The following is a 2,288-nucleotide window of genomic DNA, read 5'->3' on the forward strand; positions in this document are numbered from 1 at the left end:
GCTTATACACAAAGATTTTTTAATTATCTTTGAAAAAATCATCCAAAACTCAATATCCACTTTATTTATTAACAGAAAGGAGAAATAATTATTTTGTTGACCGTACCAGGCAAATGCTAAAAAGCAAGTAAGCCCATCATATATGTTTACGATTTAATGAAGTACCTTGAATATATAAATTACCAGAGATGAAAAAACTAAATTTAATTCCGGCAATGATCCTACTCATAATGGCAGGATGCGGAAAAGGGAATAACCAATCGACTGATAACTTTATTACAGTAGATGTTACAGCAAATTATCCAAAAAAGGAATTAATTCTTCAGGATTTTATGGATGTGGAATACATTCCGTTGGAGACGAAAGATGATTTTATTACTACAGGATGGCTTCATGCAATTAGCAAAGAAATCATAATAGTCAGAAATAGGAGAAGATCCTCCGACGGAGATATATTTATTTTTGACAGAAATGGCAAAGCTTTAAGAAAAATCAATCATCGAGGTGAAGGCTCCAAAGAATATACATTTCTCTTAGGAGTAACTTTAGATGAAGACAATAATGAAATTTTTGTCAATGATCATTTCTCAGAAAAAATATTGGTATATGATTTGTTCGGGAATTTCAAACGAAGCTTCAACCACAAGGAAAATCGCCAATATCATATGGAAATATACAATTTCGACCGAAATCATTTAATATGTCGTGACAATGCTTTAGATAAAAACTGGCAGGAAAACCAAAATGTATTTTTGATTATATCTAAACAAGACGGAAGTATTATTAAAGAGATTGAAATTCCATATAAAGAGAAAGTGTCATCGATATTATTTCCTGCCGACAGAAGTTCTTTGATGCCAATTCGTAATCGTACACTAGTTCCCCATGGTAACAACTGTTGGATGCTTATGGAAAATTCATCAGATACGATATACGATTTTTTTTCCGACTATAGCATGGTACCTCTTATAATTCGGACTCCCTCGATACAATCTATGAAACCAAGTGTATTTTTATATCCGGCAGTTCTTACAGACCAATACTGTTTCATGCAAACCGTAAAGGCCGAATGGGATTGGGTAAATGATACCGGGCATAAACGAACTAACCTAATGTATGACAAACAGATGAATGCCATATTTGAATATGTAATGTATAATGCAGATATTGACAATAAACAGCCTATAACCGTGACTTCTGAAATCACATTTGGGAATAAGGAAATTGCATTTGTGCAAATATTAGAAGCCCCCGATCTTGTGGAAGCCTACGGGAAAGGACAACTGAAAGGCAAACTGAAAGAAATTGCAGCCGGATTGAATGAAGAATCCAATCCGGTGATTATGTTGGCTAAGTATAAGAAATAAACATAAATAGGGGCGATCAAAATATAATATTCTGAATGTATAAATAAAATTGAATGGAAACCTTAACATCAAAAAAGAACTAAAGCAAATAAAAATAGCGATGTAAGCAACTTATGTAATATATCAGAGGACGACAATACTATAGTTATATCTGTTGAATGACTGCTACTAATTGGTTTTTAATTTAATGACATTTTAATGACATTTTCTTAATAGGCTTGTTTATGGTATTTTAATCCATTAGTTTTGAAAAAATAAATAATTTAACCTTAGATGTCTCATATATGCCTATAAGCTACTCTTCAATATTATATATAGGAACACAGGAAGGACTGGATACTTGTTCGAGAGAAATATCCGGCTATCTGGTTAAGTTGTTATCTGCCCATTATCAACTTCATCTGTTGGGAGACCTGTTTTCTGAGCAAAGCTATGAACTGGGACAATCTTACGATCTGATTATCATTCAAAATTCACTTAGCCTTATACGCTATAAAAAACAGCTTAAGCGGTTGGGTAAATCTCCTGCATTGTTTATTGCTACAACAAACCGTTTAGATAGTTACATTGCCCCGTTTAAGAATTTGTATGGAGTACTGAGTATGAGTGATGCAGCCTTGCCGGATTTTGGTATACCGGAAGAAATGATGCTTCATTTTAATTATCCGGTGAAGAAAATGGCTAATTACTACTTTTACGAACAACAACCGAAGTATTGCCGGATTGTTTATTGTCCAACCGGAAATACAATCAAGGAAAGTGACCTTAAATTATTGACTTTTCTGCATAAAACGAATGCCCTGCTAACTATCGTTTCGGATGAATATCGATGTTTAAAGAACGCATTGCCTTCTTTTGTCATTGTCGCACCTAGCTCTTACAAGCTTTCCATCTATAGGAGAGCGCATTTGGTGGTAGCCT

The 2,288-nt window shown here is 33.9% G+C and carries 2 protein-coding genes; both read left to right on the plus strand.

What is annotated here, in order from left to right; translation table 11 throughout:
• The first annotated feature begins 188 nt into the window (after positions 1–188).
• Positions 189–1,367, plus strand: coding sequence for a 6-bladed beta-propeller (locus CTY47_RS16575; RefSeq protein ID WP_099465892.1), 1,179 nt, complete (start codon positions 189–191; stop codon positions 1,365–1,367).
• Between the two features lie 284 nt (positions 1,368–1,651).
• A partial coding sequence (locus CTY47_RS16580; RefSeq protein WP_143813416.1) for a hypothetical protein occupies positions 1,652–2,288 on the plus strand: 637 nt, incomplete at its 3' end.

The organism is Parabacteroides provencensis (genome assembly GCF_900232875.1).
Taxonomy (GTDB): Bacteria; Bacteroidota; Bacteroidia; order Bacteroidales; family Tannerellaceae; genus Parabacteroides; species Parabacteroides chinchillae.